At 67.2% G+C, this 23,385-nt stretch carries 31 protein-coding genes and 1 pseudogene; 15 read left to right on the top strand and 17 right to left on the bottom strand.

The features are described from left to right. Positions 1 to 50: 50 nt before the first annotated feature. The 4 genes from K7G82_RS13505 to K7G82_RS13490 form a co-directional block, all read right to left on the bottom strand. Complete coding sequence (locus tag K7G82_RS13505; RefSeq protein WP_222990432.1) at positions 51 to 1,097, bottom strand: FecR family protein; 1,047 nt, start codon at positions 1,095 to 1,097, stop codon at positions 51 to 53. Beyond that, entirely contained in the window at positions 1,094 to 1,684 is a 591-nt protein-coding gene (locus K7G82_RS13500; protein ID WP_222990431.1) for an RNA polymerase sigma factor, read from the bottom strand. Before K7G82_RS13500 ends, K7G82_RS13505 begins: the two co-directional genes overlap by 4 nt. A 348-nt stretch (positions 1,685 to 2,032) precedes the next feature. Continuing rightward, on the bottom strand, positions 2,033 to 3,934 hold the full coding sequence (locus K7G82_RS13495; protein WP_222990430.1) for an AsmA family protein: 1,902 nt from the start codon (positions 3,932 to 3,934) through the stop codon (positions 2,033 to 2,035). Positions 3,935 to 4,057: 123 nt separating this feature from the next. After that, the gene (locus tag K7G82_RS13490; protein ID WP_222990429.1) at positions 4,058 to 4,255 is read right to left on the bottom strand and encodes a CsbD family protein; all 198 of its coding nucleotides are present in this window, start codon (positions 4,253 to 4,255) and stop codon (positions 4,058 to 4,060) included. 265 nt (positions 4,256 to 4,520) lie between these two features. Between K7G82_RS13490 and K7G82_RS13485 the strand changes: the two genes are divergently transcribed. Then, positions 4,521 to 4,697: a hypothetical protein gene (locus K7G82_RS13485; protein ID WP_222990428.1), complete on the top strand. Its 177-nt coding sequence runs from the start codon at positions 4,521 to 4,523 to the stop codon at positions 4,695 to 4,697. Between the two features lie 286 nt (positions 4,698 to 4,983). Here the strand turns inward: K7G82_RS13485 and K7G82_RS30220 are convergent, their stop codons facing one another. Continuing rightward, entirely contained in the window at positions 4,984 to 5,109 is a 126-nt protein-coding gene (locus K7G82_RS30220; RefSeq protein ID WP_343228578.1) for a hypothetical protein, read from the bottom strand. A 323-nt stretch (positions 5,110 to 5,432) separates the two neighbouring features. Between K7G82_RS30220 and K7G82_RS13475 the strand changes: the two are divergent. The 4 genes and pseudogenes from K7G82_RS13475 to K7G82_RS13460 form a co-directional block, all read left to right on the top strand. After that, positions 5,433 to 5,567: pseudogene (locus K7G82_RS13475) on the top strand (IS3 family transposase); the annotation flags it as partial. Positions 5,568 to 5,852: 285 nt separating this feature from the next. Continuing rightward, positions 5,853 to 6,209 (top strand): ParD-like family protein, encoded by a 357-nt coding sequence (locus tag K7G82_RS13470; RefSeq protein WP_222990427.1) that lies wholly within the window; start codon positions 5,853 to 5,855, stop codon positions 6,207 to 6,209. After that, positions 6,206 to 6,793 carry an ATPase gene (locus K7G82_RS13465; RefSeq protein ID WP_246623546.1) on the top strand — a complete coding sequence of 196 codons (588 nt, stop codon included), beginning with the start codon at positions 6,206 to 6,208 and terminating at the stop codon, positions 6,791 to 6,793. The genes K7G82_RS13470 and K7G82_RS13465 overlap by 4 nt, the downstream gene beginning before the upstream one ends. 407 nt (positions 6,794 to 7,200) lie before the next feature. Further along, a complete protein-coding gene (locus K7G82_RS13460; protein WP_222990426.1) occupies positions 7,201 to 7,464 on the top strand; it encodes a DUF6894 family protein in 264 nt (87 codons plus the stop codon). A gap of 58 nt (positions 7,465 to 7,522) precedes the next feature. On the opposite strand, the gene K7G82_RS13455 is transcribed toward K7G82_RS13460, so the two are convergent. Then, on the bottom strand, positions 7,523 to 7,840 hold the full coding sequence (locus K7G82_RS13455) for a hypothetical protein (protein WP_222990425.1): 318 nt from the start codon (positions 7,838 to 7,840) through the stop codon (positions 7,523 to 7,525). A 223-nt stretch (positions 7,841 to 8,063) separates the two neighbouring features. On the opposite strand from K7G82_RS13455, the gene K7G82_RS13450 reads away from it, so the two are divergent. The 3 genes from K7G82_RS13450 to K7G82_RS13440 all read left to right on the top strand — a co-directional run bounded on the left by K7G82_RS13450 (position 8,064) and on the right by K7G82_RS13440 (position 9,583). Further along, on the top strand, positions 8,064 to 8,231 hold the full coding sequence (locus K7G82_RS13450) for a hypothetical protein (protein WP_222990424.1): 168 nt from the start codon (positions 8,064 to 8,066) through the stop codon (positions 8,229 to 8,231). After that, positions 8,228 to 8,446, top strand: coding sequence for a hypothetical protein (locus K7G82_RS13445; protein WP_222990423.1), 219 nt, complete (start codon positions 8,228 to 8,230; stop codon positions 8,444 to 8,446). Before K7G82_RS13450 ends, K7G82_RS13445 begins: the two co-directional genes overlap by 4 nt. Before the next feature lie 726 nt (positions 8,447 to 9,172). Further along, positions 9,173 to 9,583, top strand: a complete 411-nt coding sequence (locus tag K7G82_RS13440) for a hypothetical protein (protein WP_222990422.1) — start codon at positions 9,173 to 9,175, stop codon at positions 9,581 to 9,583. Between the two features lie 433 nt (positions 9,584 to 10,016). Here the strand turns inward: K7G82_RS13440 and K7G82_RS13435 are convergent, their stop codons facing one another. The 8 genes from K7G82_RS13435 to K7G82_RS13400 form a co-directional block, all read right to left on the bottom strand. Then, positions 10,017 to 10,274, bottom strand: a complete 258-nt coding sequence (locus K7G82_RS13435) for a DUF6894 family protein (RefSeq protein WP_222990421.1) — start codon at positions 10,272 to 10,274, stop codon at positions 10,017 to 10,019. A gap of 176 nt (positions 10,275 to 10,450) precedes the next feature. Further along, complete coding sequence (locus K7G82_RS13430; RefSeq protein ID WP_222990420.1) at positions 10,451 to 11,242, bottom strand: MipA/OmpV family protein; 792 nt, start codon at positions 11,240 to 11,242, stop codon at positions 10,451 to 10,453. Next, positions 11,239 to 12,078: a hypothetical protein gene (locus K7G82_RS13425; RefSeq protein ID WP_222990419.1), complete on the bottom strand. Its 840-nt coding sequence runs from the start codon at positions 12,076 to 12,078 to the stop codon at positions 11,239 to 11,241. The genes K7G82_RS13430 and K7G82_RS13425 overlap by 4 nt, the downstream gene beginning before the upstream one ends. Before the next feature lie 101 nt (positions 12,079 to 12,179). Beyond that, entirely contained in the window at positions 12,180 to 12,995 is an 816-nt protein-coding gene (locus K7G82_RS13420) for a trypsin-like peptidase domain-containing protein (protein ID WP_246623545.1), read from the bottom strand. A gap of 219 nt (positions 12,996 to 13,214) precedes the next feature. Next, on the bottom strand, positions 13,215 to 13,397 hold the full coding sequence (locus tag K7G82_RS13415; RefSeq protein ID WP_222990418.1) for an HP1242/YdcH family protein: 183 nt from the start codon (positions 13,395 to 13,397) through the stop codon (positions 13,215 to 13,217). A 224-nt stretch (positions 13,398 to 13,621) separates the two neighbouring features. Beyond that, on the bottom strand, positions 13,622 to 13,777 hold the full coding sequence (locus tag K7G82_RS13410; protein WP_222990417.1) for an isopropylmalate isomerase: 156 nt from the start codon (positions 13,775 to 13,777) through the stop codon (positions 13,622 to 13,624). A 141-nt stretch (positions 13,778 to 13,918) separates the two neighbouring features. Continuing rightward, complete coding sequence (locus tag K7G82_RS13405; protein WP_222990416.1) at positions 13,919 to 14,392, bottom strand: Hsp20 family protein; 474 nt, start codon at positions 14,390 to 14,392, stop codon at positions 13,919 to 13,921. A 223-nt stretch (positions 14,393 to 14,615) separates the two neighbouring features. Further along, on the bottom strand, positions 14,616 to 14,858 hold the full coding sequence (locus K7G82_RS13400; RefSeq protein WP_222990415.1) for a hypothetical protein: 243 nt from the start codon (positions 14,856 to 14,858) through the stop codon (positions 14,616 to 14,618). A gap of 240 nt (positions 14,859 to 15,098) precedes the next feature. Between K7G82_RS13400 and K7G82_RS13395 the strand changes: the two genes are divergently transcribed. Further along, positions 15,099 to 15,332, top strand: a complete 234-nt coding sequence (locus K7G82_RS13395; RefSeq protein ID WP_222990414.1) for a hypothetical protein — start codon at positions 15,099 to 15,101, stop codon at positions 15,330 to 15,332. 49 nt (positions 15,333 to 15,381) lie between these two features. Next, positions 15,382 to 15,579 carry a hypothetical protein gene (locus K7G82_RS13390; RefSeq protein WP_222990413.1) on the top strand — a complete coding sequence of 66 codons (198 nt, stop codon included), beginning with the start codon at positions 15,382 to 15,384 and terminating at the stop codon, positions 15,577 to 15,579. A gap of 252 nt (positions 15,580 to 15,831) precedes the next feature. Here the strand turns inward: K7G82_RS13390 and K7G82_RS13385 are convergent, their stop codons facing one another. Together K7G82_RS13385 and K7G82_RS13380 are read right to left on the bottom strand one after the other, a co-directional pair. Continuing rightward, a complete protein-coding gene (locus K7G82_RS13385) occupies positions 15,832 to 17,991 on the bottom strand; it encodes a catalase (RefSeq protein ID WP_246623544.1) in 2,160 nt (719 codons plus the stop codon). Positions 17,992 to 18,383: 392 nt separating this feature from the next. Beyond that, positions 18,384 to 18,641 (bottom strand): GlsB/YeaQ/YmgE family stress response membrane protein, encoded by a 258-nt coding sequence (locus K7G82_RS13380; RefSeq protein WP_222990412.1) that lies wholly within the window; start codon positions 18,639 to 18,641, stop codon positions 18,384 to 18,386. A gap of 192 nt (positions 18,642 to 18,833) precedes the next feature. On the opposite strand from K7G82_RS13380, the gene K7G82_RS13375 reads away from it, so the two are divergent. After that, complete coding sequence (locus K7G82_RS13375) at positions 18,834 to 19,037, top strand: hypothetical protein (protein ID WP_222990411.1); 204 nt, start codon at positions 18,834 to 18,836, stop codon at positions 19,035 to 19,037. A gap of 17 nt (positions 19,038 to 19,054) precedes the next feature. Here the strand turns inward: K7G82_RS13375 and K7G82_RS13370 are convergent, their stop codons facing one another. After that, positions 19,055 to 19,303, bottom strand: coding sequence for a hypothetical protein (locus tag K7G82_RS13370; protein ID WP_222990410.1), 249 nt, complete (start codon positions 19,301 to 19,303; stop codon positions 19,055 to 19,057). Positions 19,304 to 19,435: 132 nt separating this feature from the next. On the opposite strand from K7G82_RS13370, the gene K7G82_RS13365 reads away from it, so the two are divergent. The 4 genes from K7G82_RS13365 (at position 19,436) to K7G82_RS13350 (ending at position 23,230) form a co-directional block, all read left to right on the top strand. Continuing rightward, positions 19,436 to 19,627: a hypothetical protein gene (locus K7G82_RS13365; protein ID WP_222990409.1), complete on the top strand. Its 192-nt coding sequence runs from the start codon at positions 19,436 to 19,438 to the stop codon at positions 19,625 to 19,627. A 446-nt stretch (positions 19,628 to 20,073) separates the two neighbouring features. Next, entirely contained in the window at positions 20,074 to 21,087 is a 1,014-nt protein-coding gene (locus K7G82_RS13360) for a YihY/virulence factor BrkB family protein (protein ID WP_222990408.1), read from the top strand. A 450-nt stretch (positions 21,088 to 21,537) separates the two neighbouring features. Then, positions 21,538 to 21,783 carry a hypothetical protein gene (locus tag K7G82_RS13355; protein WP_222990407.1) on the top strand — a complete coding sequence of 82 codons (246 nt, stop codon included), beginning with the start codon at positions 21,538 to 21,540 and terminating at the stop codon, positions 21,781 to 21,783. 223 nt (positions 21,784 to 22,006) lie between these two features. After that, complete coding sequence (locus K7G82_RS13350) at positions 22,007 to 23,230, top strand: NAD(P)/FAD-dependent oxidoreductase (protein WP_246623543.1); 1,224 nt, start codon at positions 22,007 to 22,009, stop codon at positions 23,228 to 23,230. The last annotated feature ends 155 nt before the right edge of the window (positions 23,231 to 23,385 follow it).

Here is a 23,385-nt window from a genome sequence, read left to right as displayed (position 1 = left end):
GGCGCGCGGAGGCTTCGATGGGAGGTTCGACGCAGGGCTTCGGGGGGACCTTAGGGGGCGGGTGGAATTTTTTTCATGGTCTGTCTGAGCGTGATCGCATTGTCCGGGCTTGCGTCGAGTTCCAGGTCGAGCAGCCGCGCGAGCGTCGTCGCGAGATGCCGGGGATCGTCGAGCCGGAACCGCCCCGAGATGCGCCGGTCCATGAGCGCGGGATCGGCGTCGATGCGCACCGCGCCGAGCCGGTTGGCGCGGTCGAGCAGCCGGTTAAGCGGCACGTCGCGCAGCTCGACGCGCGTGCGCGCCCAGTCCGTCGCGGCGAGAGCCGGGGCGGGGAGCGGCGTCACCGCGCCGCGTGCGAGCGTGACCGCCTGGCCGGCGGCGAGCCGGCGGATTGCCCGGGCCGCTTTGGGGGCGGAGGGCGATGTGGCGGCCGCGACCTCCACCGCGCCTTCGATGAGCGCGACCGAGGCCCCGGCAGGCGTCAGCGCGACGTCGAAGAGCGTGCCGCGCGCGGTCACCCGGCCCTCATGGGTCTCGACGATGAACGGGCGGTTCTCATGCGCGACCCCGAAGCGGGCGCGGCCGCGCTCGATCCGGATCACGCGCTCGCCGTCGTCGAACCGGATGTTTGCCAGCGAGCCTGCGTCCAATGTGACGCGCGAGCCGTCGACAAGGCGGACGCGCAGCATCTGGCCGGTCCTGGTCTCGATGCGCGCGCTGCGTTCGGCCGGCGTGGTTCCTGCTTGCGGTCGGTCGGGCCAGGCGTTGAAGAGGAAGAAGAGGCAGAGCGCCGCGAGCGACGCCGCGGCGAGCGCGATGGCGGCCTTGCGGGTACCGGTCCGGCGGGAGTTTGTGGTGTTGCTGGCGGCATCGGGATCGAGACTTGCGGGCAGGCTGCGGTGCAGGATCTTGGCATCGGCGAAGCGTGCCGCGATCCGGTTATAGGCGGCGCGGTTCGCCGGCGTGGCGAGCCAGGTCTCGAAGTCGCGCTCGAACGTCCGCCGGTCGTCGCGCCGCATCCGCGCGAACCAGCCGGCCGCCTCGATGCGCAGCTGTTCCTCGTTTCCGTCGATCGCGTCGTCCCCGTCGCGGCTCATCTTTGCCCGAGCATCCTGTCGAAATGCGCGAGCGCGCGCATCATGTGATATTCGACCGTCGCGACACTGATGCCGAGGCGGCCGGCGATCTCGCGATAGCCCAGCTCGTCGATCCGGTGGAGCAGGAAGATCTCGCGCGTGCGCGCGGTGAGCGCGGCGAGCGCCGCCTCATAGCATCTCTGCATGTCCTCGGCCTCGAGCGCGAGCAGCTGATCGGGGGCGACCGGCGGCAGCTCCGCCTCGTCGAGCGCGAGGTGGACGGGGGCTCCGTGCGCGCGGGCGCGCCGCGTGCGGTCGAAGACCAGGTTGCGCGCGACGCGCTGCAGCCAGGCGGCAGGGTTGCGCAAGGCGCGGGGCGCCGCCGACCCGCTCAGCCGCAGGAAGGTCTCCTGAACCATGTCGTCGGCCGCGTCGCCGTCGCGCAGCCGGTTCTTGAAGAAGCGCCTGAGCGAGGGCGCCGCCTCCCGGTAGAGGCGATCGATCTCGGCGCGTCCGTCACCTTGTGCGGTGCCGGCATGGCCGGCCCCGTTCGTCGGGCCGGCGGGGATGCGCGCGCGCGGCGCGCTCCCCGGGAAATGCTGCGTCATCTGAATACCGCGCGGCCATGACCGCCCGGGGCGATGCCCCGCGCGCCGTCATGTCCAGGCGTTGCCGCTTAGCGGCCGCCGGTCCTGCGATGGAGCGGCGTCGATGATGCCTGGCGGGTCTGTCCCGAAGCGCGCTCGCCGGATTGATGCTGCGCGCTCGCGTGCATGATGACGCCTGGGCGGGCGCGAGGCAAGCGCCGGAGCCGGAGGCAGTCCAGGGACCATGCCCGCGCCGGTGCGGGGCGGTCGTTCCATATGTGCCTGCCGCGCGATGCGCATGCGGCGCGGGCGGACCGGGCCCGCGTCCGTTGGGGACGGGGAGACGGCGGGTTCGGCCTTGCGTGCGGCTCAGCGGAGCGCGGCGCTTGCCAGCCGCGCGCAGTCCGGGCCGCTGGCGGCGGGGGGCGGGGTGGTCCGGTTCGGGTTCCTGCGCAGGCCCAGCGCGGATCCGATCGACCGTCCGATCGTGCCGAGCACGCCCGCTTCGCCGCCGCCCGCCCTTGCGGGGGCGACGCTGATCTCGGGGCTGGAGAGCGTGCCCTTGACGCGCACCGGATCGACGAGCGCCAGTGCGGCCTTCTCACGTGAGGCGCCGTTCACCGCGAGCTGCAGCGTCTCTCCGTCGAGCTTGATCTCGCCCCGGCCCGTTCCGCGCGAGATGTCGGTCTCGACGACGAGCGGTGCGGGATGCAGCACGCCTTTTCGCGCATCGAAGGCGAGGATCGCGCAGCGCAGCGGCACCATCGCGTCCCTGTCGCTGAGCGACTGCCCGATCGCGCCGCCCAGGTCCTGGCCGAGGACATAGGCTGCCGTCCGGTTCATCGCGCCCCCGCTCGCGACGAAGGCGATCTTGCCGTCGCCGCTGGCGAAGGCCTGCCGGATCGTGTCGCCCCGTCCCGTGATCCGGACGATGCCGCGCAGCGGTCCCTCGATCTTGTCGGGTTGGCCGATCAGCGTGCCGAGCGTCGTTCCCTCGAGCGTGAGCTCGCTCGAGAACACCGGGACGGTGCCGGTGCTGTCGACCCTGACCCGGCCCTTGAGCTGTCCGGTCGCGAGCCCCGCCACGGCGTTCTCGACCGTGAGGACGCGGCGGTCGAGCCTCAGCTCGCCCCTGAGGCTCCGGAAGACCGACCCGCCCTTGACCAGCAGCCGGTCGATCGAGAAGCGGATGACGCCGTCGGTCGGGCCCATCCTGCTCAGGTTGATCCGCGTGTCGGGGATCACCCGCTTTCCGATGCGCGCTTCCTTCGCGCGCGCCGCGGCGAGCCCGGCATCATCCGCCAGATCGTCGAAATCGAGCTGGACGGCTCGGATGCGCGCGTCGATCCTGGTCCGGCCGTCGCGCTTGAGGATGGTCGCCGATGCCTGCAATCGCGAGCGGCCGATCACGCCCTCGAGCCGGTCGATCGACCAGTCGCGTCCCGTGCGGCGCACCTCGGCGCGCAGGTCGATCCGCTGGGTGCCGAACAGGCCCGCCTCGATCACCTGGTCGAGCCGCTTCAGGCTGTCGCCCTGCGCCCGCATGGTCATGCGCATGTCGCCGGTATCGAGCACCCCGGCCATGGTCCCGCGTGCATCGAGCGCGAACGGCGTCGAGGTCAGCCGTGCATGGAAGGGCCAGGCCTTGCCGGGCGCGACAGCCGTGCCGCCGCCCGTCGCCTCGAGCCGCGCGGGCGCGCCGTCGAAGCGGCCCGCCGCGCTGGCCGCCAGCCCGGTGCGGGGATCGGCCGACAGCGTGCCGGCAAGCTCGAGGCGCCGTTTCGCGTCGCGCAGCGAGAAACGGCCATTCTCGATGACCAGCGTTTCGAGGCCTGTGGCGCCGCCGTCGTCGCGCGTCTCGCCGGCGCGCGCCTGGGGCGACCAGTTGCTGCGGCCGGTCGCGTCGCGGACGAGCGCGATCGCCAGGCCCTTCACATGCAGCGCGCGGGGCATCGCGCGTCCGGTCACGAGCGACAGGATCGGCATGCGCGCGCGCGCCTCCGAGACGCGGAGGAAGTCGCCCTTGCCCGCCCATGCCGGCTGGCCGATCCGCACGTCCCTGACGACGATCTCCGGCGTGAAGGAGATGGCCTCGCGGCGCGACAGCGCGCCGAGCGTGACCGGCGCCCCGAAATGCGAGGACAGCCGGCGCTCCGCCGTTGCGCGCAACAGCCCGACCGGAAAGGCTGCGACCACGAGGATGGCAAGCACGAGAAGGCCGGCGACGATTGCGAGAGGCCGCGCATAGGCGGAGAACGGCGGCGCTCTCAACGATCGCCCCGCGATGTCGGGAAAGGCGTCACCGTGGCGCGTCGATTTCGGCGGATGCGGCTGCCATGCGCGCGGCGGGGCCCGCGCAATCGCGTGCGCGGGCCCTTGCCGGTTTCAGGTTGATCAATAGGTCTTTTCGAAATCGTCGATCTCGCGCTCTGCGTCTTCCTGCGCCCGTCCGTATTTTTCCTGGATCTTTCCGGCGAGAATTTTGCGGCTGCCGTTGATCTGGTCGATCTCGTCGTTGGTGAGCTCGCCCCATTTCTTCTGAACGTGACCCTTTACTTGTTCCCAATTGCCCTTGAGCGTGTCGCTGTTCATCACATGTCTCCATTGGATAATTGAGCCTCAAGAACGCGAGCTCGCACGGAACGTTCCGGCCGCGATGCAGGCGAGGCGGGCAGGGTGGCGCCAACCTGTTCGGGGTCGACCGCGAATTCTAGATGCGGTGCGCGTGCGGGGCGCTGCCAAATTCTGCGGATGAGCCAGGGTTGCGTGGGGCTCCAAAAATAAACTGTCGGGGCTCGGGGCAACTTACACCCCCTCCCTTGATCGGTTTTCTCGTGCATCTCCAAAGGAGATGATCATGAGCGTCAGGAGGCAGATCAAGGAAGCGGCCGGCTATGTGAAGGAGGAAGCCTTCGAGAATGGCGACAGCCCGGAATCGAAGCGCAAGGCGCAGGAAGGTCGCGATCTTCGCAACGAAGGCCGCATCGAGGACGGCAAGCCGCCCGAGACAGGCGTGCCCGGCACCCAAGACTGAAACATCTCGCCACCGTGACCGATCAGGGCCCGCGTCAGCGGGCCCGTTTTCTCGTAGGGGCGATGGCATCGGTCCGTTGACCGGGGCCGGCATTTTATCGGTTTCGCTTGTATCGGTTAACGGCCGGTGCAGTTTGTTTGACAGGACCCTGATCGGTTATCCTGGAACTGCAGCCGTCCGCCCATGAAGAAGCGCCTGCCGGCAACGTCCCAGAGGCCGAGTGATGTATTGGCTTCGCCGGCGATGGCATTGCCCAGCAGAGGCGGTTGCTTGTCGAAAACGTTGGTCAGGCACCGAACACTTCGACCTTGTCGAAGATCCGGACCTTGGCGGTCATGTCCAGATACCAGTAGTTCCCCACATGCGTCACCGGCCAGGTCTGCCCTGGCACGAGGTCGAATGAGCCGATCATGCGTCCTTCGAGACGGAAGGTGAGGGGGCCACTGTCATATGTAGCCCCAAGATTGAGCTTGAAACTCGGAATGCCCTGAGAACCGGTACCAGTGCAGCCGGTTCCGAACAGGCCTGCGCAATCGACCGCCGGCAGCGTCGCGAGAACTTGCTGCGAGCGTTCGAATAGCCAGCTCGCGGTCGCCTGCAGGCTGAGATTGGCGGTCCCGTCGGCAAGCGCCAGCGCGGAAGGAAGGCTGAAGCGATAATCCGCCTGGGCATCGATGCCGCGTACCTTGATCGCGGCAAGGTTCGACGACTGGACAGAGATATAGTCCAGCTGGCCGTTCGGCAGCCCGGCAGGACGTGTTCCACTATGTCGAGATGTTCTACAGACCGGTGCGCAAGCAGATCAGGAACGGCATGCTGTCACCCATCGAGTTCGAACGACGGCAGATTTTTAAAGCCGAAGGCGTCTAGAAATCTGGGCTACTCAGTTCTTCGCGATAATTGCGCCATCGAGCGCTGCGGTCCTGCCGCAAATCCCCTCAATTTAAGGCCGCGGATCACCGATAGCCGCATGAGTCGGATCACGCGTGATTCTCCGGCGGGAAGCCTACAGCAGCCAGATGAAGCGCGGATCACATCTCAGGGAAGATAGTGGACACCCGCTGTCGCTGTTGGGAACAATCAGACACCCTCGAGGAATGGGTGAAGCTTGAGGTTGAGGTGGCAAAATGCTACCTTGTAATCTGGAGGTGACCGTTGGCCCAGTCTATCAAGCTTGGCGATGACATCATGAAGATCGTACGTCGCGAATCCGAGTTGCAGAGCCGCTCGATCTCCGGCCAGATCGCCCACTGGATACGCATCGGCCGTGCTATCGAGAAATCTGGCAATTTCGATCATGCGCGTATTACCGCTGCGCTGGCCGGCGATATCGAGACAACCGACCTCACTGATGAGGAGAAGGACGTCTGGCTCGACGGCTTTGTCGAGAAAATGGGGCAGGCTGGGTCTGGTGAGACTGCCTTCTTTGCTAGGCGGCGGAAACTTGGACTGGGTGTCGGCCTCGACGTGGCGGGCAACCTCACGCGTGAGAAGACTGCCCGGAAGTCATGACGCCGACGATGATCGTGCTTGCCGGGCCGAACGGTGCCGGCAAGTCTACGCTCTACGAGACTCGCATCGCCCCCGGTTTCGCGGGACCCTTCATCAACGCCGACATCATCCAGCGCGATGAACTGTGCGATCCGTCACCGGCCGCATCCTATGAAGCAGCTCGCATCGCGTCCTTGCGCAGGGCCGACTATCTCGCACGAGAACGGGATTTCGTGACCGAGACCGTCTTCTCGCATGCCTCCAAGCTTGACCTGATCGAGGAGGCACGGGCCAGGGGCTTCACCGTGATCGTCATGCATATCGGTGTCGATACGCCAGAACTCTCTGTCGCGCGTGTCGGTGCGCGCGTGGCAGAAGGCGGACATGTCGTCCCCGAGGATAAGATTCGTGCCCGCTATGAGCGCGGTGCGCCTTTCATCCGCGCCGGGATCCTGAAGGCGGATCGCGGCATGGTCTTTGACAATTCCAGCCTCAACAAGCCGCCAAGCCATTGCCTGACATTCTCGAGCGGCCGATTGGTCTTCGCGGAGCCGCGGCTGCCGGCCTGGATTAAATCGGTTTATGAAACAGACCTCGAGATCTGAGGTCGGGTGCGGATGATGGCAGTTTCAGCCGCTGGCATCGACATTTGCAATCCTCGCTCTCCAACGCGCTTCCGGAAAGCGTGCCCAGTTTGGAACGCGCGCCGGCTCAAGTTTCTGGGTTTCACGGCCAAAAATTGCGGTTGTTTCCAGAATCTCCTCGGGTCCGCGTGGATCCCACCTGCGGCGGGTACCGGAAACGATCCTGCTCGGCATTTCTGGCGCCGGGGCGAGCACGGGCGATATAGCCTGTTGCCTTCGGTGGCCGCTGGATTACCGATACCCCGCTGATCGTTGTTAACCGGCTCCTCCTGCCGCCAAGTGCGTCGGGAGGGCCTCGCCGGTGAGGGGCGTTTGTTACGTCTGGAAATCAATGGAAACCAAAAAAGCAACCAATCGATTGAGGCCGCATGGCTCAGTATCATTTTCGCACGGCACGCGATGCCGGAGGACCGGACGGCGACCCTCTCGAATTTGAAAATGTGGGGGACGCTCGTCGGAAGGCTGTCCTGTTTGTTAGCGAAATGCTGAGAGAGCGCCCGGATATGGTCTGGGATGACGACGTACGCCTTGATGTCACGACGGAGGACGGGTTGATCCTGTTCTCGATCATGGTCGTCGGCGTGCAGTCACCGGCCGTCTCAATGCGGGCGGAACCACCGTTAGCGTCTTAGCACCTCATGGCTATCCTTCGATATCGAGCCTTGTTAGGCAGCCATTCCCCGCAAAGATTCACGGCTTTCCAATCGAAAGGCAATGTGCGCTAAACGGGCGAGTTGCAATTATCCACTGGCCAGCAATCCTTGACCTGTCTGTTGAAATCAGCCTAGGCTGGCCGATGCGCACGTCCTTGACGACGATCTCCGGCGTGAAGGAGATGGCCTCGCGGCGCGACAGCGCGCCGAGCGTGACCGGCGCCCCGAAATGCGAGGACAGGCGGCGCTCCGCCGTCGCGCGCAACAGCCCGACCGGAAACGCCGCGACCGCGAGGACGGCAAGCACGAGAAGGCCGGCGACGATCGCGAGCGGGCGCGCATAACCGAGCCTCAAGAACACGAGCTCGCGCCGAACGTTCCTGCCGCGATGTTCGCGCGGCCGGGTTGGCAAGGTCGCGAGGCGGCCGCACGCGCGCGTCTGCGGCGAGCGGGGTGCGCGTGGCCGGCGGCGAACCGCAAGATCGTCAAGGAACCAAAAAAAACATGCCGGGTTTCTGCTCCGACTGGGCGGTGCCCGAGGGGCCGCGCGTCCATCCTTGAAGGGGAGTTACGTGCATATGCAGGACATTCACCCGATCTATTTCCGCCGCCGCGCGGACGAGGAACGGGAACTCGCGCGGCTGGCACCCGACCGCTTCGCGCGCATGCTCCACGAGCAGATGGCGATCGAATGCGAGAAGCGCGCCGGAGCGCCCCGGCCTGACGAGAGCGGGTGCGCGCGATGACGGTCGCGCCCGACCATCTGCTCGAGACCCGCGAGATGCTGCTCGAGCGGGCGCGCGAAGCGATGAGCCTCGCCGAGGCCGAGCCGCTCGCAAACCGTGCGCGCATCCATTTCGCGGCCGCCGAGAGATGGCTGCGGCTTGCCGCATGCAAACCCAGGCGTGCCGTCATGAGCCAGGTCGAACCGGAGGCGACCCGCGCCGGCGCGATGGCCTGAGCCGGATCGCCGGACATTCGCCGGCGGGCCCTTCGAGAGCCATGGCGCTGGTGTGGCGCGTTGTGTCCCGCGCCGCCTCGCAAAGAGCGAAGTCGCGGATATACGCGTCCTTCTGGTCCGGAACGACCAACAGGCGACGGTCGAGACCCTCGTCGGTCCCGTCCGTGTCGTTATCGCCGATGCCCCGCCCGCCCGGGCGGCGGTGACGAGAGAGGACGCGCCTCGGGCAACCGGAAAGCCGCAACGGCGCCGTCCCGGGCCATGTCGCGATCGCCGGACGCGGCGTCCGCGTGTCGCGCGATCCTGGCCGGCTTCGGAGACCGCTCGCGCCTGCTGCCGGTCTCGCTTCCTTCTGCTCGAACAGCCCTTGCGACCGCGCGCAGGCCGATATTTCCGCGCACCCGGCACCGCCGCCCTGAATATCGCAACCGCGCGCGCTTGAGCCTCGCACATGATCCTCGCTTCCGATTCACGCGGGCGCGGACGGCTCCAAGGTCGTGCAGGTCGTGGGACGGGCGCATATTGGCTGGCTGCGCTGAAGGGGCCGGGACCATGATCCCGCATCGCGGCGAACCGGGCGCCTGAAACTTTTCACCATCTTCGCGCGTAGCTGCGGGGATAGATCCGTCACCCGGTTTCCGGATCTCTATCGCTCGAGGTCGCACTCACAAGCCCCGTGCATCGATGAACGGCGAGGTCGCATCGATGCAAACAGCGTGGAGACGTATGACGACAGGCAATTCCCATCTCGCTTCCGCCGATCCCTGTGAAGCGCTGTCCCCCGATACGCGATACGACATGCTCCTGGCTCTCAATCGCCATTTCCGGAAGGACCATGGCTTCGAGATCCTGACGCCCGATGCCAAGCTCTTCTGCGTGGTCGGTGCGAAGAAGACGCTGAGCGTGAAGGAAGCGATGCTCTATTCCGGGCTCTCCTATCGCGGCTTCTATCTCGTCGCCGCCAGGCTCGGCAGCCGGGGCGTCATCGTCTTCGAAGCCGATCCCCGCGACGCCCGGGTCAAGCGGATCAGCCTGGGCCCGCGCGCCGGCATGCTCGACCCCTGGATCCTTCCCGTGTCGGGGCGGGCGGCTGTGGCGGGCGCCTCGGGCGACTGGTCCAGGGGAGCTGCCGCATAGCGCCGGCGTGCCCCGCGCCGGGAAGTATCCGGCCGGGCGTCGGTGCGGGGGCCGTCAAGGCCTTTCCGGCGGGCGAAGCGCGCGCGGCAAGCCGCCGACATGGCGCGGCGTGGTTCGTTCGAGGTCTGGCGGGCGGCAACGGATCAGTCCGTCCGCCTCCTTGCATATGATGGTCGGGATATGCCGGAACATCCTGGTTTTGACGGGTTTTCCTTCGGGCTCCCTGGAACCGTACGGCCGGCGCGCCGTTGATCCGGCATGAAGCAAATCTCGGTTGTCTCGCTGATCGTCGCCCTCAATGCCGCGCTTCTCTGGGCATGGTGGGTCTGCTAGCCGGACGCCGCGCCTGGGACATAAGTGAGCCTCTCCGCGCGTCCGGCGATCGTGCCCGGGCGCGACGCAAGAGCTGGCGGCTCCTCCCAGGCTCAGGGCGTCAATAGCGCTCGGGTGAGCGTTGCCGGTCGCCGCGGGACGGGCGGCCCATCGCGAACAGCGAGAAGAGGACGAAGCCTGCTTCATCCAGCACCTGCACCCGCAATTCGCCGTCCCAGATGAGATCTGGCCAGTCGCGCATGATCTCCGCTGCGTGAAGCGTCGCCAGCTCGCGCGCCGCCTGGGCATTTTCGAGGTCGAGGCAAGTCGCCTCCGGCGCTTTGATGCCTTCGGTCACTTTGAGGATGAAGCGGGCCATGAAAGGCCAATGACCGTGCGGCGCAATGGTTTCAGCGCTTCGCGCTTCGAAACGATCGCGCGTGCGCGCGTCGCCTCCGGCCTGTCACCGCGCGAGGCGGTGACATCGCCTGGTGCCCGGGGCGGGCTGTTGCCGCATCGCCCTGCCTGTCCGGCGGCGCGATCGTGTGCCGGGGATCAGCGCCCGCCGAAGCTGTAGGTGAGCGCGAGACCGCCGCTCCACTGGTCGCGCGCGCCGTGCCGCCGCACGATCGGCGAGCGTGCCGCGTCGCCGACGAGCCGGTCATATTTGGCGTAGCTGTAAAGGCCCCATCGCCGCGTCAGTTGCGCGATATGGCCCGCGGTCAGGCCGACGGCCTGCACGCCGGCGCGCGCGGAATAGGCGGGCAGGCCGGAGGGCGCGGCATTGGCGGGCGCCACCGAGAAATAGGCGCGATGATGCGCCTTGTCCGCGATCGTGATCCGCGGGCCGATCGAGAAGAGCCAGTCGTCGCCCTTGCGCCTCACCAGGTCGGCGCTGATGTTCGCGATCAGGCCCTTGTGACCGCCAAGTCCCTTTCGCACTTCCGCGCGAAGCCTCAGGCTTTCCGAAAGGGCATATTGGACGAACGCGCCCGCCTCGAACGTGAACCCCACCCGGGGCAGGGCCGTGCCGACCTCGCGCGCCTTGCGGCTGCCTTCGAAGCCCAGTGCCGGGCCGAACGCGAAACCGCCCTCGCGCAACACCGGAAATCCGAAGCTCTCGTCGGGGGCCTCGAACTCGAACGGCCGGTCGCCCCGGGCCCTCGCGATATCGACGAGCGGCCGCACGCTGAACGTGTCGGCGCCCGGGTAGCTCGGCACGAGCTGGGCGCCCAGGCCGATGCGCGTGCGGCGCTTCTCCGGCTCGCCGTCCTCGGCGAAAGCCGGGGTGGCGATGGCGGCCAGCGCCATGACCGCCATCGGCATCGGGCGGGTGCGGGGCCTCATCGCCGCCCGCCCGCCCGGGCGGAGGTCGTGGCGGTGAGCCAGCGGTGCCGGTTCTCGCGCGAGGCCAGCTGGCCCAGCGCCGAGACGGTGACCGCGATCGCGGCCAGCGCCAATGCGACCATGATCTCGTCATGTCTGCCCGAACCGGCGCCGTGGATGCCCGCGAGCGCCCAGAGGAAGACGATCGCGAACCAGGGATTGCCGTGTCCCCGCCAGATCGCGGCGCTCGCGATCAGTCCGCCCGCGAGGATGACGGCGCCGCCGAGCATCGGCGCCGCCTCGCCGGCCTCCAGGCCGGAATGGCCGAGGACCGCGGCGATGTTGACGATCGTCGCGGCGGTCAGCCATGCGGCCAGTGCGCTGAGCGGCAGGACCACCAGCATCTGGTCGGCGCGGGAGAAGCCGGGCGCCGCAGCGGAGAAGACGCGATAGATGTCGAGCAGGCAAGAGAGCGTGGCGACGATGATGGCGACCGACACGATATCCAGCGCGACGAACTGGACATAGAGCGCCCAGGCCGCATTGCCGAGGAACGCGCCGGCGCTGGCCCAGCCGATCCGGCCGATCAGGGCGTTGCGCCGCTGCGCGGGGAGCAGCTGATAGACCGCATAGGCGAGCGAGCCCGCATAGAGCAGGCCCCAGATCGAGAATGTCCAGCCCGCCGGGGTGATCAGCGTGCGGGCGCCGTCGGACCGGTCCCCGATCGGTTCGCCCAGCCCCGCCGCGGGAAGAAGCGTGACGAGGATCTGGGCGACGGCGAGCAGGGCGATCGCCAGGCGTTGCGCCGTGGAGCGCCTGTCGGCGCCGGCGGGAAAATCGGGAGAGTCTCCGGTCATCGGCCGCAAACGAAGCACGTTCGCACTGGTTCCACGGGCGGTCAGGCGCTGCTGCTGCCTTGCCGGGCCGCGAGGGGGCGGTCGGTCCGGCGCGCGATCGTTCAGATCGCCCGGTCGGCCTGCCTCAGGACCGAGCGCACGACGCTGGCGGGCACGGCGAAGCCGATGCCGATGTTCCCCTCGCTGCCGGGCGCCAGGATCGCGGTGTTGATGCCGATCACCTCGCCGCGCATGTTGATCAGGGGGCCGCCCGAATTGCCGGGGTTGATCGGTGCGTCGGTCTGGATCAGGCCCATGCCGCTCTCCGGCGTCAGGCCCCGGCCGAGCGCGCTCACGATGCCCGCGGTCACGGTCTGCCCGAGGCCGAACGGATTGCCGATCGCGACCACATAGTCGCCGACCTCGGACGTATCGGCGGCCGCGAGCGGTGCCGCGGTCAGTCGTTCGGCCGGGATGCGCAGCACCGCGAGGTCGGTGCCGGGGCTTATCCCGATCACCTCGGCCTGGAACTGGCGCTTGTCCTGCAGCATCACGATGATCGCCGAGCCCTCGCCCACCACATGATTGTTGGTCAGGACCAGTCCGCGCCCCGCATCGATGATCACTCCCGACCCCGCCGAAAGGCGCGGTTTGACCGCATTGTCCGGCACGCCCATGAACCGGCGGAAAAAGGGATCGCGCAGCAGGGGGTTCTGCGCATAGGGCGAGGGATGGGCGACCGCGATGTTGACCACCGCCGGCGATACGCGGCGCACCAGCGGGGCCACGCTCAGCCGGTCGAGCGGCACCGGTTCGCCCGAAGCCGCCAGGGCCGCGCCGTTCGCGGACTGGTCGCCGCCGCCGGCCTTCTGGCAGGCGGGTACCAGCGCTGTCGCGCCGAGCATCGCCGCCACTGCGAGAACCATCTTCCGCGTCATCTCACCTCTCACTTCAATGTCGCCGCCCTCCGCCCTGGAGGCGCCTGCGGCAAGGGTTGCGTCCGTCATCCAGGTCCGGTCGTCGGGTCGTGGGCGAGGCCGATATCTGCCTGGGGTCTATCTGCCCGGGTCGGCCCGATCGATCGACGCGCCGTCGGTGCATTCGGCCCGGCGCAGGCCAGGGCGGCGAAGCCGGACCGGCTTCGCCGCTGCGGGGCGTCAGGCGGCCCGGCTGTCGCCGCTGCTCTCGCGACAGGCCGCCATCTGATCCTTCACCGCCAGCTTCAGCGTCTTCAGCCGGGCGATCAGGATCTCGTCGGGACGGCGCTCGCGCGAGGCCCGCTCGATCTCGGCGTCGAGGCGGGCATGCTCGCGCTTGAGGTAACTCATGTGAATGGACATCTTCATCTCCATGCCAAGTTGAGGATGTTGCACCCGCGCGGGGTGCGGAGGCGATAATAGGAACGGCCCCGGTCCGATTTCAACCGTTCTGGCCATCGATTGCGACGCGTTGCGGCCGTGCGGGCCCGGTTCCCGGGACGGGGAGGCACGGCGACGCTGCCGGTCGGGCGCAGACCCGGGGGCGGCGCGGACCCGGGCGGCGCCGTCAGGGGCCCGGGGCGTGTTCAGTCGGTGTCGGGCGGGCGGGGCGCCGGTGCCGCTTCCTTGGGTTCGCGACGCCGCGCATAGAGCAATGCGGCAACGATGGCGCCCGAGCCGATCGCGCCGCCGATACCCAGCAGGGTTCTTTGCCGTGCCGATTTTCTGACCACTTCGGACATCGTCATTTCTCCGGATCGCCACGCGGACAAGGCCGCAGGTCGGGGGGCAACGCCCGTGTCGCGGGACTGGTTTCATCGCCGCTGGCGATTGCCGGCGATTGCGGGCTTGCCGGTGCGCGCGGCGCCGGCAAGCCCATGCGATCATGCGGCTTGATGCGTCCCGGCCGGTGCTTCGAGCCTGTGCGCGGCGGAGCCGCTTGCGATCGCGATCCGTCGCGGTTTCATGGCTTCGGGCACCACGCGCCTGAGCGCGATCGTGAGCAGGCCGTCCTCGAACATCGCGTCGCCCACCTCGATGAAATCGGCGAGCTGGAAGCGCCGTTCGAAGGCGCGCATCGCTATGCCCCGGTGCAGATAGTCGCGTTTCTCGTCATCCTCGCGCGGCTTGCCGGTGACGATGAGCTGGTTCTGGTGCGCGACGATCTCGATGTCGTCGGGCCGGAAACCGGCAATCGCGAGCGTGATGCGATAGCTGTCCTCGCCGTCGCGCGCGATGTCGAAAGGGGGATAGCCCTCGCTGCCCTCGGCTCTCGTCCCGCTTTCCAGCAGATCGAAAAGACGGTCGAAGCCCACCGTGGAGCGGCGATAGGGGGCAAAGTCGAAATTGGTCCTCATTTCCAAATCCTCCGTTTGAAGCGATCGGGGCATGAGCTGCGCCGGAAACAAAGAGCCGACGCCCTCCATGTCCTGCCGGACCCTGAAAACGGCGCCCGGCATGATCTAGCTAGTCAGGCCGCACCGGGTTTCAAGAGGCCGGTCGTGCGGCTTCGTCCGGGCGTGGACCATCCCGGAGCGACCGCGGCCGCGCCGGCATCGTGATCACATCCCCGACGGGATTTCACCTGCCTGCTCCATCGTCCGGCCCCGAACTGAGCGGGAGGGAAGCGCTGTTCTCGCGATCCGCGCCATCGTCCGGGCGTATTTCCTCCTGGTGCGAAAGAAGGGCGGCCAGCCGCTGCTCGTACCGGCGCTTGAGCTCCATATGAGTGCGAAAGGCGCATGGATCGGTTGCCCGGTCGGCCATGTCGCGCTCCTGGCGCAGGCGCCGTTCGATATAGGCTTTCTCGGTGTCGAAGGTCATGGCCGTCTCCCAGCCGCTCCGGCTCGAAGCGATCCGGAAATTACGACACCGGCATCCGGCGCTCAACAATCTGGATCAATGAATGGAAGGCGCCTCAGGTGTAGAAGGCGCAACCGGTCTTCGCCTCGCGGCCCTGGCTGCCTGACGGGCGTCGCGATGCGCGGACCGATCGAGGCATGCGGCCCCGGCCACTTCACAAAAAAAAGCTGCTATGGTCGCATATTGGTATGGAGTTGATCCGTGGCTCGGATGGGGCTTGTCGCGATCATGGCCATCATGTCGGAGGAGGCGCCTTGCGAACGCGTCGCCGACGCGGTGCTGCGGCTCGCGCATTTCCTCAACGACCATCATGGCGCGCTGAGCGATGCGCAGGCAGCCGAGCTCCTGGCGTTGGGCGCTTGCCTGTGGCGCAGAAGCGTCGAGCTTGGCGACACGTCTCCCGAGATCGACGCGGCGATCGCGACGAAGCAGTGAGAGGGCCGGCCGGGCAGGCTTCGGATGGACCTCGGAAAGGAGCGGCCTTGTGGCCACTGAGCATCAACGCTGGACCTTCGCTGCCGAGCTGCTGGAGCGCCATGGCGACGCGATCGACGGTTTCGTCAAGCGCCAGGTCGACGACTGTATCGAGCGCGACGACGAGGAGGGCCTGATCTTCTGGCACGATGTGATCTCGAAACTGGTTCGGCTGATGGGGCCGGGCGAGGGGGCCGGGCCGCAATAGCGTTCGCGATCGGAGAGGCGAGGAGGAGGTGTCGCCGCTGCCGGGCCAGTGCAAGGCGGCGCAGGTCCCGCCCGGGGCGTCGCAGGCCGGCGGTTTCGCATCATGCCGCCGGAAGGAAAAAGCCCCGGCCGGTCGGCCGGGGCAGGTGCGTGACATGCCGGAGACAACGCGCTTTGCCCGGCGGCGGTTTCGCTGCCATGGACGCGGCGTGCATGGCGCCAGGCATCCTTGCCGGCGTTTCTCCGCCCGGGCTCAGGCGAGATCGCGTATCCTTGGCTCGCGCGCCCAGTGGCGCTTCGCCCCGGTCTTGATGAAGTCCTCGATCCGCACGACCCCGTCATCGGGTTCGACATTGGCCTTGTCGAGCAGCGCCTGGGTGCCCTTGCAATGCGCGATCGTCTTGCAATGGCCATAGGCGTCCATGAACCACTGGACCGCGGCGCCCTGTTTCGAAAGCGCTTCGGCCGCCTCGGGCATGAGCACCGAGGCGATCGCGTCGAACAGCACCGACGGCGATCCGGCGAGCTGGCCGTCGGCCTTGAGCGTGCCGCCCTTCACCTTGATGCCGCCCACTTTGGGCGCGACGAGGAAGACGCTGCCGCCGGCCTTCTCGATTGCGGCCTTCAGCGTGTCGATCGATGCCTTGTCGGAGCCTTCGGCAAAGAGGATGCCGACCTTGCGGCCCTCGAGCGTGTCCCTGGCCTGTTTCTGGATGGAGAGCGCGTCGGAGGGGGGCATGTCGATCGGCGCCTTCGCCGCTTTGGCCTTGTCCGGCAGGTCGATGGCGAGCCCCTGCGCGACGCGCCGGGCGAGATCCTCGTCGATATTGCGCAGCCGCGAGACGACGCGCGCGCGGACATGCCCGAGCTGCACCTTGGAGAGTTCGAACACGAGCGCCGAGGCGATGTGCGCCTGCTCGTTCCCGGTCTGCGACCGGTAGAAGAGCCGTGCCTGGCTGTAATGGTCCGCGAACAGCTCGGCGCGCACGCGCAGCTTCTGAGCGGGGTCGTTTCGTTCGGCGTTCGCGGTGAAGGAAGCAAAGCCCGTCTCCGGGCATGCGCGGGGGCCGGAGGCCTCGCCGGCCTCGGCGAGGCTGTTCGGCTCGTAATTGGCCCGGCCGGTCGGGACCAGCGTCTGCATCATCCCGTCGCGCTGGAAATTGTGGAACGGGCATTTCGGCGCGTTGATCGGAATCTGGTGGAAATTGGTGGTGCCCAGGCGCGATTTCTGGGTGTCGAGATAGGAGAAGAGCCGTCCCTGGAGGAGCGGGTCGTTGGTGAAGTCGATGCCGGGGATGACGTTGCTCGGCAGGAATGCCGCCTGTTCGGTCTCGGCGAAGAAATTGTCGACATTGCGGTCGAGCGTGAGGCGGCCGATGATCTCGACGGGAATATCCTCTTCCGGGATGAGCTTGGTCGGATCGAGGATGTCATAGGGCTGCTCGGCCGCCCATGCCTCGTCGAAGACTTGCACGCCCAGGTCCCATTGCGGATGGTCGCCGGCGGCGATCGCCTCGAACAGGTCGCGGCGGTGGAAGTCGGGATCGGCGCCGGCGATCTTGACGGCTTCGTCCCAGGTCGTGGACTCGATGCCGAGCACCGGCTTCCAGTGGAACTTGACGAAGCGCCCCTCGCCGCGCGCGTTGACGAAGCGGAAGCTGTGGACGCCGAACCCCTCCATCATCCTCAACGAGCGGGGGATGGCGCGATCCGACATCGCCCACATGATCATGTGCATGGCTTCAGGCATCAGGCCGATGAAATCCCAGAACGTGTCGTGCGCCGACGCCGCCTGCGGATAGCCCCTGTCAGCCTCCATCTTCACGCTGTGGACGAGGTCGGGGAACTTCATCGCGTCCTGGATGAAGAAGACGGGGATGTTGTTGCCCACCAGATCCCAGTTGCCGCTGTCGGTATAGAGCTTGACCGCGAAGCCGCGCACGTCGCGCGGCGTGTCGATCGATCCCGCGCCGCCGGCCACGGTCGAGAAGCGCACGAAGGCCGGGCAGCTATTGCCCTTTTTCTGGAAGATCGACGCCTTGGTCAGTTCCGGTATGGCCCTGGTGCATTCGAAGACGCCGTGCGCGCCCGATCCGCGTGCATGCACGATGCGCTCGGGTATGCGCTCATGGTCGAAGTGGAAGATCTTTTCGCGAAGGACGAAGTCCTCGAGCAAGGTCGGGCCGCGTTCGCCCGCGCGCAGGCTGTTCTGGTTGTCGGCGATCCTGTGCCCGAAATTGTCGGTCAGATACGCGTCCGCATCGTCGTGCCCGGCGTCTGGCGCGATATCCTGGTGGAGCTCGCCGCCATTGCCGGCATGGTCTTCCACCGGGGTCTCGCCCTGCCCGGGCCGGTTTTGCGCGAGTGCGTTGTCGCTCGCCGGGCTCATGGTGCTCTTTGGCCGCTTCGACATGACATTTCCTCCCTGCAGGCGATCGGGGACGTCGTCCGCGGGCGAAGAGGGCCCTCGAACCAATTTCGTCGGCGATCGGTGATCGAGCCTCCTGAACGTCGGTGCCTCCGCGCGGGTTCCGGCGCGCCGGATGCGCGGATCGACGAGATCCGATGGCGCCCGCTCGGCATGAGCCCGTGCATCGCGCCTCCCGCCGATCCGTGCGCCGGCTGGGGCGGTTCGATGGGAGCTCGCCGATTTCAAGCGTGCTCCGGCAAGCCCGACGAAGTGGTTTCCCGGGTTTCGAACCGCTGCCCGCGCGAGGATGCTCGTGCATCGTCGCGATCGGCGGGGCTTGATGGTGTCAGGCGCGGCGGGCGCCCGAAACCGCCGCCTGCCGCCCTGTCATGCGATCAGCGTACCGATCCGCGGCGGACCAGGTTGACGATGCCCAGGAGCACCACCGCGCCGATGAACGATGCGATCAGCGACCGGGCGTCGAAACCCGAATTGTTGATCGACCCTCCGCTGACGACGAGGCCGGCAAGGAAGGCGCCGACGATGCCGACGACGATGTTGAGGAAAATGCCTTGCTGGGCATCGGTACGCATGACGATGCTGGCGAGCCAGCCGATCACGCCGCCGATGACAAGCCAGATGATCAGACTCATGATGATCCTCCCGTTCGTGCGAAAATTTGCTCGACAGCCATGATACGGACGGCCGGGACGATTTGTTCCGTCGCCCGGGGACGCCGGTTCAGGCGCGTCTGGCGAAGTCTTCACGCACGGGCCGGGGCCGGATGACGTTCCGGAAATGCGGAATGGATTGGCGTCCGGGGTGAGCGCCGGTTAAATGGCTTCATGGTCCATCCATCACTCAGGAACACGCTCAAGCTGGCATGCTCGACACCGGGCTGCGGTGGCCAGCAACCCTTCACATTCCGGGTCGCCCAGACCGTTCGCTGGCGCTGCTCGGTTTGCAACACGCTTCAGGAGAGCGGCAAGGCCGATGTCGCGGTCGCCCTGGAAGCCAGGGGATTCCAGCTTCCGGATGAACCGGAATAAGCGCGCGGGCGAGTCTTCTATCCGGCCTGCCGCGTGGCCGTCGCGGTCGTCCCGCCGCCGGCTTCCGGCTTTCCGTTGCGCAACCGGTCGATCGTGGTCTTGAAGCCCTTCTGCACCGCCCATCCGATCGCGAACGTCACCGCCAGGGGAACCGCGACGCGTGCCACACCCTGTACCGCATAGCCGATCGCGGCGCCCTTGAGGCCGCTGTCGCCGTCGCGGCGGTCGAGGGCGGCGCCCACCAGCGCGCCGATCCAGTTGCTCATGGAAATCTCCTTTCAGATCAGAGCGATCGTGGAGGCACAAGGTTCCATTGCCGATGATTGTTTCGCTCTCGCTCCGAAGGGCACCAATGGCGTCGAGCTTGGTTTGCGATTGGACAAGGCAAGGAGGCGCGCTTGGCGGATGGCGAACGGATCATAGCGATCGGTCTTCTGACGGCGGATGATCTGGGGCGGCTGGGGCCGGCGTTCCGGCGCGCATATGCCGTGGATGACGCCCCGTGTTTCGCGCAATTGCTTCGCGCGATCGACGAGGCGGACCGCGAATTGAAGCACGAGGATCCGGAACGGGCGAGCCGTCCCGATTAGCGGAGCCTGCAGGTTCGTACCCGTCCCTGTCACCCTCAATCGGCAGCGAGCCGTTCCAGCCCGTCAAGATCAGGCCATGGATGCGATCCATGACACCCGCGCGACAAGCATTGGTTCCCATGGAGCTGGAAGCAATTTGTCAACGCGGCCAAGCGTCCCCGGTGTCGCGTCCGGCCCGGCCATGATGAAGGCATTGTCCACCCGGGGCGATCCTGGGGCGGATCGCCGGAAAGGAAGACCCGGACGGCATGCCGTCCGGGTCGCCAGGAAAAGAACCCCCTGTTACAAGGACTCTTCGGGTCGCGCATTGCGCCTAACCGGGCTTGCCGTCGACATATTGTTAGAAAGCGACATTTTTCCGGGGACATGTCGGCGGTCGATCCGTGAACGGCCGGGGGCGAGCAGGGCGGCATTGAACCGGACCATCGCCCTTTCGTTGAGAGCGGATGGACCAGATGATATCGGGGACTCCGTCCCTTCCCGAAGGCGGCATGATGGTGACGGCGCTCGATGACGGCGCCCCGGGGCGGGACGCGCGATCGCCCTGGGCGATGCCGAGGGCGGCCTGGTGGCAGATTCTGAAGCGCGTGTGGTTCGAGACCGGCAAGGACAATGTCTCGCTCGTGTCCGCAGGTGTCGCTTTCTTCGCCTTTCTCTCCTTCGTGCCGCTGATCGGCGCGGCGGTCCTGATATACGGCATTGCCGCCGATCCCGCATCGATCGCCGGATATATGAGCGACCTGTTCTCGCTGATGCCGGCCGATGTCGCGAGCATCGTCGCCCGGCAGCTGCAGGACATGGTGGCGACCGCCTCCTCGACGAAGGGCTGGGCGCTGCTCTTCGCCATCATCACGTCCGTCTACGGCGCGATGCGGGCGTCCTCGGGCCTGATCATGGCGCTCAACATCGCCTATGAGGAACGCGAGACGCGCGGCTTTTTCCACCTGAACCTCGTCACGCTGGTCTTCACGATCGGCTTCATCGCCTCGGGCGTCGCGCTGATCTGTGTCTCGGCCCTGCTTGTGGCGATGGAGGCGCTGCTCGAAGGGCAACCGATCCTGCTGGTCTGGATCGCCCGCGCCGCCGTCTGGCTCCTGGCGGGCGCCGGCATGTCCTTCATGGTCGCGGTCACCTTTCGATACGCCCCCGACAGGGCGCGGGCCAAATGGGTCTGGATCACGCCGGGGTCCCTGCTGATGACCCTGGGCGGCCTGCTGCTGACCACGGGGTTCAGCGCCTATGTCGCCCATTTCGGCAGCTATAACGCGACATATGGCGCGCTGGGGGCCGTGGTGGTTTTCCTGCTCTGGCTGTATCTGCTTGCTTATCTGCTGTGCGTGGGCGCCGAGCTGAACGCCGAACTGGAGAAGCAGACCGCGATCGACACCACCATAGGGCCGGACCGGTCCGCCGGCAGCCGCGGTGCGAGGGTTTCCGACCTGGTCGCCGTGGCGCCCTGATACCCCGGGGCCGCCGATGATGCCCGTTGCGTGGCCGCGCAGATCATGACGGCTTGCGCACGGCGGTGGCTTGGCCGGATCCCCGCCGCTGTCCTGGCGTCGGCGGCGATATCGTCCAAAACGGATCTGATTGACCGGCTCGGTGCCGCTCCCTGGCATGAGGGAAGCCGTCTTCCGCTCGTTGAACGGGCAAAAGGGGGCCGTCGGTTCTCTGCCGGGTGGTCGGCGCGCATGTCCAGGTCCTTGAGGCTAAAGGCGCCGGCCCGTTCCTCAAGCGCGATCCATCGCCCGGCGTCCCGGCGGCTGGCGGGGGCGATGCCGTGCCGCGACGAATGGTTTTATGGAAGGCTTGTCAAAACCGGCCTGCTGACCGAGAAGCGCGGCCACCATGATATGCGAGACGATGCGTGATCCCCCGGCGCGGCGGGCGCCGTGGGCGGATGCCGGCCGATGACGCCGGAACTGCGCCACGAAACCGTAGCCGTCCTGCGTCTCACCACATCGCAGCAAACTGCGCTCGCGCGTTTCCGTCCGGGTGAATGGCGCGGCGTTCATCCCGACATCAATCCGCGCACCGCCGCCGCCTTGCTGTCGGCAGGTCTGGTGGAGAGCGAGGTCAGCGCGGGGCGACGGCGCTACCGGCTGACGCTCGACGGTGAGCGGGCGAGGGCGATGAGCGGGCGTATCGTCCCATAAGGGGCGACGTTGCTGTCGGACGCTGCACCCGGGGACCGGGCACGCCCATGCGGATGAGGAACCGGGGGATCCGGTTCGGTTCAAGGGATTTGACAGCGACCCTGCCGCAGGAAATTCCGAGCCGCGATCGCGCCAATCGCATGGAAGCGATCGGCGGCTGGCGCGTTGTGTCCCGGCAACGGCCTTTTCCCTGGCCGTCCGCACTTGCATGGATGGAGATGACATGTCGGCAACGCACCATCGCGACCTCAGGACGGGGCGCCCGATCTGGATGGAGCGGCGGCGACCCGCTCTCGATGTGCGTCCCTTCACACGCTCCATCACGTGCGACGTTGCCGTTGTCGGCGCGGGCATTTCGGGCGCTCTCATCGCCGAGATGCTGAGCGAGGCGGGACTTGACGTCGTCATCGTCGATCGCCGCGGCCCTGCGGTCGGCTCGACGGCGGCCTCCACCGCGCTGCTGCAATATGAACTCGACATGCCGCTCTCGCACATGACGGCCCGGATCGGGCGCGAGCGCGCGACGCGCATCTGGCGACGCTCGCGCCTCGCGGTGGATGCGCTTCGCTCGCGCAGCCAGCGCCTCGGACTGAAGGTCGATGCGGCGACCAGGCCTTCGCTTTATCTCGACGGCAATATCCTCGGTCCCGATGCGCTCGCAGCCGAAGCCGATGCGCGTCGCGACGCCGGCTTCGAGATCGAGCTGCTCGGCCCTGCGGACCTCGAGCGGCATTACGGTATTCGCGGGCGCCACGCGATTGTCGGCTTCGGCAATTATAGCGCCGATCCGCGCCGGATGGCCGTCGCCTATCTGCGGATCGCGCAGTCGCGGCGCGCGCGCCTCTACGCGCCTGCCGACGTGGTCGCTGTCGAGCCCTCGCGACATGGCGTCACGCTTGGCCTCGGCGGTGGCGGCGAGATCCGCGCGGGCAACGTCATTTTCGCGACGGGCTATGAGATGCTGAAAGGCGTGCCGCGCAAGGGCAACTCCATCATGTCGACCTGGGTGATCGCGACGCGGCCCCAGCCCGGGCGCATCTGGCCGGGCGCCGCGATGATCTGGGAGGCGTCGGATCCCTATCTCTACATCCGCACGACGCCGGACGGCGCGGTCATCTGCGGGGGCGAGGACGAGGATATCGCGGACCCGGACCAGCGCGACGCCAGGATCGCCGCCAAGACCGCTATCCTCGAGCGCAAGCTGCACGCACTGCTTCCTGCGATCGATCCGGCTCCGGCCTTCGCATGGGCCGGCAGTTTCGGAAACAACCCGCTCGGCATTCCGACCGTCGGCCGTGTTCCGCGCATGCCGAACTGCTTCGCCGCGATGGGCTATGGCGGCAACGGCATCACCTTCTCGATGATGGCGGCCCAGATATTGCGAAGCGAGATCTGCGGGGCAGGCGATGCGGACGCCGACCTGTTCGGGTTCAGTCGCGAATTCTAGATGCGGTGCGCGTGCGCGGCGCTGCCAAACTCTGCGGAGGAGCCAAGGTTGCATGGGGCTGCAAAAATAAACTGTCGGGGCTCGGGGCAACTTCCACCCCCCTTGATCGGTTTTCTCCTGCATCTGCAAAGGAGATGATCATGAGCGTCAAGGGA

Origin of the sequence: Sphingomonas colocasiae, from assembly GCF_019880585.1 — a bacterium.
Lineage (GTDB): Bacteria > Pseudomonadota > Alphaproteobacteria > Sphingomonadales > Sphingomonadaceae > Sphingobium_A > Sphingobium_A colocasiae.
This window is presented reverse-complemented; position numbering and strand designations above follow the sequence as displayed.